5 protein-coding genes are annotated in these 6,575 nt (G+C 67.1%); 2 read left to right on the top strand and 3 right to left on the bottom strand.

The features are described from left to right. Positions 1-26: 26 nt before the first annotated feature. From AC1Q7Q_RS37770 to AC1Q7Q_RS37780, 3 genes are all read right to left on the bottom strand, one after another. Positions 27-989, bottom strand: coding sequence for a Bug family tripartite tricarboxylate transporter substrate binding protein (locus tag AC1Q7Q_RS37770; RefSeq protein ID WP_492375838.1), 963 nt, complete (start codon positions 987-989; stop codon positions 27-29). Between the two features lie 127 nt (positions 990-1,116). Further along, complete coding sequence (locus AC1Q7Q_RS37775; protein WP_492375837.1) at positions 1,117-2,661, bottom strand: class I adenylate-forming enzyme family protein; 1,545 nt, start codon at positions 2,659-2,661, stop codon at positions 1,117-1,119. Positions 2,662-2,752: 91 nt separating this feature from the next. Then, positions 2,753-3,733, bottom strand: a complete 981-nt coding sequence (locus tag AC1Q7Q_RS37780) for a tripartite tricarboxylate transporter substrate binding protein (RefSeq protein WP_043357257.1) — start codon at positions 3,731-3,733, stop codon at positions 2,753-2,755. Positions 3,734-4,012: 279 nt separating this feature from the next. On the opposite strand from AC1Q7Q_RS37780, the gene AC1Q7Q_RS37785 reads away from it, so the two are divergent. Then, complete coding sequence (locus AC1Q7Q_RS37785; protein ID WP_492375836.1) at positions 4,013-5,221, top strand: acyl-CoA dehydrogenase family protein; 1,209 nt, start codon at positions 4,013-4,015, stop codon at positions 5,219-5,221. Positions 5,222-5,246: 25 nt separating this feature from the next. Continuing rightward, a complete protein-coding gene (locus AC1Q7Q_RS37790; protein ID WP_458764467.1) occupies positions 5,247-6,374 on the top strand; it encodes an acyl-CoA dehydrogenase family protein in 1,128 nt (375 codons plus the stop codon). The last annotated feature ends 201 nt before the right edge of the window (positions 6,375-6,575 follow it).

Consider the following 6,575-nt stretch of genomic DNA (forward strand, 5'->3'; position numbering starts at 1 on the left):
AAGCTGGTGAGGGGAGCCATCCGGCCTCAATCCACCTGGATATTCGCCGTCTTCACCACCCCTGCCCACAGCTTCAGTTCACGCTGGATGCGGTCGGCCAGCGGCTTGGGCCCGGTGATATCAAGGTCATAGCCGCCCTGCGTCATGCGCTGCTGGAAGGCAGGATCGTCGCCGATCGACTTCTGCGCCTTGACCAGCTTGTCCACCACATCGGCGGGCAGCTTCTGCGGGCCGATCAGCGCGTACCAGCCGGTCAGGTCATAGTTCTTCATGCCGGACTCGATCATGGTCGGCACGGTCGGCAGTGCCGCGTTGCGCGTCTTCGACGTCACGGCCAGCGCGCGCACCTTGCCCCCCTGGATATGGCCGATGGCAGTGCCGGTGATGTCGAACATGAAGGTCACCTTGCCGCCGATCACATCAGCCATCGCCGGCGAGTTGCCCTTGTACGGCACGTGCAGCATCTTCACCCCGCCCATCTGCGCGAGCAGCTCGGCGGACAGATGGTTGGACGCGCCCACGCCGGCCGAGCCGAAGCTGACGCCTTCCGGATGCTTGCGCGCGTACTCGACCAGCTCGGTGACGTTCTTGGCGGGGAAATCCTTGTTGATCAGCAGCACGTTGGTGTAATCGGTGATCAGGCCGACATAGGTGAAATCCTTGGTGGGATTGAAATTCACCGACTTCTGGATCAGCGGCGTCATGGTCATGGTGGGGCTGGCCACGAAGTACAGCGTGTAGCCGTCCGGCGTTGCCTTTGCCGTCAGGTCCGCGGCAATGGCGCCGCTGGCGCCGGCGCGGTTGTCCACCACCACCGGCTGCTTGAGTGTGCGGCCCAGGAAGTCGGCGTAGATGCGCGCGGCGGTATCGACCGGGCCTCCCGGGGCGTAGCCCACGATCAGCTTCACCGGGCGCGCCGGATAGTTGTCCGCCATTGCGGTGCCTTGCACCAAGGCCAGCAGCATGCCAGCCATCATCCATCGTTTCATCAGTCTCCTCCTTATTGTGCGTCTTGCCGGTGCCCGGGGCGTGCAGGGGCGCTGGCTGCGAGAACGCTTCGGCCCGCGGCGAAGCGCTGGCGGCGGCGAGTGCATGGAAGCAACCGCCGCCGGGGGGTCACGCCGCTACGGCGGTGCCGTCCAGCATGGCGCGCAGCGGCTGCTTCAAGAGCTTGCCGCTGGCGGTGGTGGGAATGGTCTCGATCACGCGGATCTGCGCGGGCCGTTTGTACGGCGCCAGGCTCTCCCGCAGGTAGGCCTCCAGGGCGGCGGTGTCCAGCTTTGCGCCCGGCTGCGTTTCGATAAAGGCCACGACTTCTTCATTGCCATCGGCGGCAGCGCGCCCGACCACGGCGGACTGGCGCACACCGGGGAAGGCGTTGATGACGGACTCCACCTCGATCGGGTAGACGTTGAAACCCGAGCGGATGATCAGGTCCTTGGAGCGGCCAACGATAAACAGTGCGCCGTCTTCACCGAGGAAGCCGAGATCGCCCGTGTTGAGCCAGCCGCCCGGCAGCAGCGCCTCCGCGGTCTGCTCCGCGTTGCGGAAATAGCCGCGCATCACGCCGGGACCGCGCACGCGGATCTGGCCGCGTTCGCCCGCGGGCATCGGCTCGCCCTGTTCGCTGGTGATGTTGATCTCCACGCCTTCGACGATGTAGCCGGCGGAGCAATCGGCGCGTGGCGCGTCCATGCGGGTGATGAACAGCGAACCGGCGTATTCGGTGATGCCGTAGCCGTGATGCAGCGGCTGGCCGAACCATGCCTCGGTGTCGCGCTTCAGGGTCGGGTCCAGCGGCGCGCCGCCGGTATAGAGATAACGCAGGCGGGGAAACGCGGCGGCGCCGCTCTCCAGCGCCGACTCCCGCGCCACCGCCATGATGCGCGTGAACATGGTAGGCACGCCTTGCAGCATGGTGACGCCGGGGGACTCCAGCGCGGCGAACACGTCCGCCGCATCGAAGCGTGGCCGCATCACCAGGCTGGCGCCCGCGTACAGCGTGGCCATCAGCACGGTGGCGATGCCGAAGATATGCGACAGCGGCAGCGCGCCGTAGGCAATGTCGTTGGGACCGAGATGGCGCGAGGTGGCCGAGATCCGCGCGAAGATGGTCAGGCCGGCGTGCGGCACCATCACGCCCTTGGGCGCGCCGGTGGTGCCGGAGGTATAGATCAGCGTGGCCACGTCCCGCGCCTCGGCGGCGCTCACGCGCGGCGGCGCCTCCGAGGCACGCAGGCTGGCGAGGCCGGGATCGAGCGCCACGCAATCGGTGGGCTGTGCGCCGAGCCGCCTGGCATGCGCCTCGGCTACGTCGGAGACATGGTTGGTAAAGAACGTCAACAACGGCTGCGCATGCGCGCGGATGCCGTCGATCTCGCGCGGCGAGAGCCGTGCGTTGACCTGGATCGGCCACGCATGCAGCGCACTGCAGGCAAACAGCATCACCACCATCTCGGCGCAGTTCTCGCCCACCACCATCACGCGGTCGCCCTGCCCTACGCCCTGCGCGGCTAGCCAGTCGCGAGTGGCGGTGATGCGCTGCCACAGCGTGCCGTAGCTAATCACCCCGCTGGCCTCATGCAGGCAAGGCGCCTGGGGCGATTGCTCGGCCCAGTGCCGGGGGATGTCGTGGATGAACTCGGGGCGGAAAGAGGACATGATGCAAGCGATGATTAGGTTGGAACCGGACTGGCTGTTGCAACGGCTGGGAATGGCTGGGAATGGTTGGGAGTGGTTGGGAGTGGCGAACTCACTGATCCAGATGGATGTTCGCTGACTTGATCAGGCCGTCCCACTTCTGGTACTGGGTGCGCATATAGGTGCCGAACTGCGCCGGCGTCGAAGGAAAGGGCACCGTGCCCTGGCTGGCCAGCCGCGCCGCCAGCTCGGGCTGCGCGAGCGACGCCACGATCTCGGCGTTGAGGCGATCGACAATGGCGGCCGGGGTATTGGCCGGCGCCACTACGCCGAACCACGCGGTGAGTTCATAGCCGGGCACACCGGCAGCGGCCAGCGTCGGCACGCCGGGCAACTGCTCGGATGGCTTGGCAGTGGTCACCGCCAGCGCACGCACGCGGCCATCCCGCACGTACGGCAAGGCGGTGGAGATGCTGTCGAACATCATGGTCAGGCGCCCGCCGATCAGGTCCGTCATGGCCGGGGCGCTGCCCTTGTACGGCACGTGGTCGATGCGCACGCCCGCCATGTGGGTGAAGAGCTCGCCGGCCAGGTGCGACGACGAGCCGTTGCCAAAGGAGCCGTAAGTCAGCTTGCCGGGCTCGCGCCGTGCAAGCGCCAGCAGCTCGGCCACGTTACGGGCCGGGACGGAGGGATGGACCACCAGCACGTTGGGCAGGTAGGCCACGGAGGCCACCGGCGCGAAATCCTTGAGCGGGTCGTAGCCCGGCTTGTCGTACAGGCTCTTGTTGACGGCCAGCGAGCCGAAGGTGCCGAACAGCAAGGTATAGCCATCGGCCGGCGCGCGCGCCACCGCCACGGCGGCAATGTTGCCGCCCGCGCCGGGCCGATTCTCGATCACGACCGACTGGCCGAGCCGCACGGAAAGTGCATGGCTGACTTCACGCGCGAGCAGGTCGGTGGCGCCGCCCGGCGGGAAAGGCACCACCAGCCGGACGGGCTTGTCGGGATAAGCGGCGAATGCGCTCGCCGTGGCCGCCAGCCAGCCGCATAGGGCAAGCCATCGGGTGCAACGTATGGTCCAGCGGTGCATCGCCTGTCTCCTCGGCGTGAATTGTCTTTGTGCTGCGACGGCACTGCGCCAGTGTGCGGCAGGCGTCAGCCGCATGCCATTTGGATTTGGCTAAGGCCGTGTTCTGCTTGGCATGTGCGCTAGCAGGCGGCTGGCTTGCGCAGTCCATCGGTTCGCAAGCGCGGAAGGACGGCTTTGCCATTGCGGAAGAACCGAATGCCCTGCCACCCATAAAATCCCCGCAACGACTCAAATCGGCGGCCGGTGGCGGCCCGCCTTCCCAACCGAGGGGACAAACAGATGGACCTGCGTTTCAGCGCGGCGGAGCAAGCGTTCCGCGAAGAAGTTCGGAGTTTCGTGCAGGCCAGCCTGCCCGCGGATATCCGCGACAAGGTGCTGGCTCACCAGCGCGTGGAGAAGGATGACTATGTGCGCTGGCACCGTATCCTGCACGCGCGGGGCTGGGGCGCGCCGACCTGGCCCAAGGAATGGGGCGGCACGGGCTGGAACGCGCTGCAGCGCCTGATCTTCGAGATCGAGGCATTTCGTGCGGGCGCGCCGCGCATGCTGCCCTTCGGCCTGACCATGATCGGCCCGGTGCTGATGAAGTACGCCAGCCAGGAGCACAAGGAACGTTTCCTGCCGCGCATCCCCACGGTGGAGGATTTCTGGTGCCAGGGCTACTCCGAGCCCGGCTCCGGCTCCGACCTGGCCTCGCTCAAGACGCGCGCCGTGCGCCAGGGCGACCGCTATATCGTCAACGGCCAGAAGACCTGGACGACGATGGCGCACTTCGCCGACTGGATCTTCTGCCTGGTGCGCACCGACAGCGAGTCCAAGCCGCAGGAAGGCATCTCGATGCTGCTGATCGACATGAAGACGCCGGGCGTGACCGTGCGCCCCATCGTCACGCTGGACGGCGGCCACGACGTCAACGAGGTGTGGTTCGAGGATGTGGAGGTGCCGGCGGGCAACCTGCTGGGGGAAGAAAACCGCGGCTGGACCTATGCCAAGTACCTGCTCGGCCACGAGCGCACCGGCATTGCCGGCATCGGCCACTGCAACCGCGAGCTGCGCCAGCTCAAGCACTATGCCGCGCAAGCCACCGACGGCGCGGGTCGCCCGCTGATCGACGACGTGCGCATGCGCGACAAGATCGCGCGCATCGAGATGGACATCATGGCGCTGGAAATGCTGCTGCTGCGCGTAGCCACGCAAGACGCCGGCCGCGGCCCCGGCCCGGAAGCCTCCATCGTCAAGATCCGTGGCTCCGAGATCCAGCAGGACCTCGCCATGCTGCAGATGGAAGTGGCCGGCCCCAATGCCTGGCCCTACTCCCCGCGCTGGCTCGAAGCCGGCGAAGCACCGCCCGCCGACGCACCGCTGCACGCCCCGGCCTGGGCCGCGTCCGCCGCGTCCACGTACTTCGACATGCGCAAGACATCGATCTACGGCGGCACTACCGAAGTACAGAAGAACATCATCTCCAAGATGATCCTCGGTTTCTGAGAGCACAGACGGAACAAGCACAGTCATGGACTTCAACTACAGCGAAGAACAGCAGATGCTGGCGGACAGCCTGCGCCGCTTCATCGATACCGAATACACCTTCGATAAACGCCGCAAGAGCGCCCGCGGCGGCGGCAGCCTCAACCGCGCCACCTGGGCGCAGCTAGCCGAAATGGGCGTGCTCGGCCTGACCGTGCCCGGCGAATACGGCGGCTTCGGCGAAAGCGCCGCCAGCCAGCTGGTGGTGCAGCGCGAACTGGGCCGTGGCCTGGTGCTGGAACCGGTCACGCCCACCGCGGTGATGGCCACTGCCGTGCTCAGCGCCTACGGCAGCGCCGCCCAGAAAAACGATTGGCTGCCCGCCATCGCCGCCGGCGAACGCGTGGTCACCCTCGCCTACCTCGAACCCACCACGCGCTACCGCCCCGAGACGGCGCGCGCCAGCGCCGAGCGCAAGGGCGACGGCTACGTCCTTAACGGCAACAAAAGCCTGGCCTGGCACGGCGAAGCCGCCGACGCCTTCCTGCTCACCGCGCGCGTCTGCGGCAGCAACGAGCTAGCCCTGTTCCTGGTACCCGGCAACGCCGCCGGCCTCACCGTGCGCGGCTATCCCACCATGGACAGCCTGCGCGCCGCCGACCTCGCGCTGCAGAACGTCACCGTGGACGCCAGCGCCATGATCGGCAACGCAGCCGACGGCCTGCCCGCCCTGCTCCACGGCATCGACCACGGCATTGCCGCGCTATGCGCCGAAGCCGCCGGCGCCATGGAAAAACTGATCGAGATCACCGCCGAGTACCTGCGCACGCGGCAGCAGTTCGGCAAGCCGCTAGCCGTGTTCCAGGCGCTGCAGCACCGCATGGCCGACATGCTCGTACAAAAGGAACTAGCGTTGTCGATGGCCTACGTGGCAGCGCAAGCCCTGGACGAAACCGACCCCGCCCAACGCCGCCGCATGCTCAGCGCCGCCAAGGTCACGGTCGCCAAGGCCGGCCGCCTCGTCGGCCAGCAAGCCGTGCAGCTGCACGGCGGCATGGGCATGACAGACGAACTGGAGGTTGGGGATTACTTCAAGCGGCTGACGATGATCGACCCGTTGCTGGGCGACAGCGATTTCCATGTGCAGCGGTATGGCGAGGTGATGGCGGCGTAAGCCCGGGCCGGGCATACGAGCGCAGCGCGACACTGCGAGCGCCCGCCCTCTCCCCAGCGGGAGAGTCAGAACATCGATTCGGTGTAGCCGTGTCTCCCGCCAGTCAGGCGGGAGACACCCACACGCGATGCGAAGCGAGCCGTGTAGGTGTTCAGAGGCCGTATGGGGCGCCTCGGGATTCGGCGAAAAGAGCGGAAAAGA

It is taken from the genome of Cupriavidus sp. GW823-FHT07A04, from assembly GCF_058794615.1.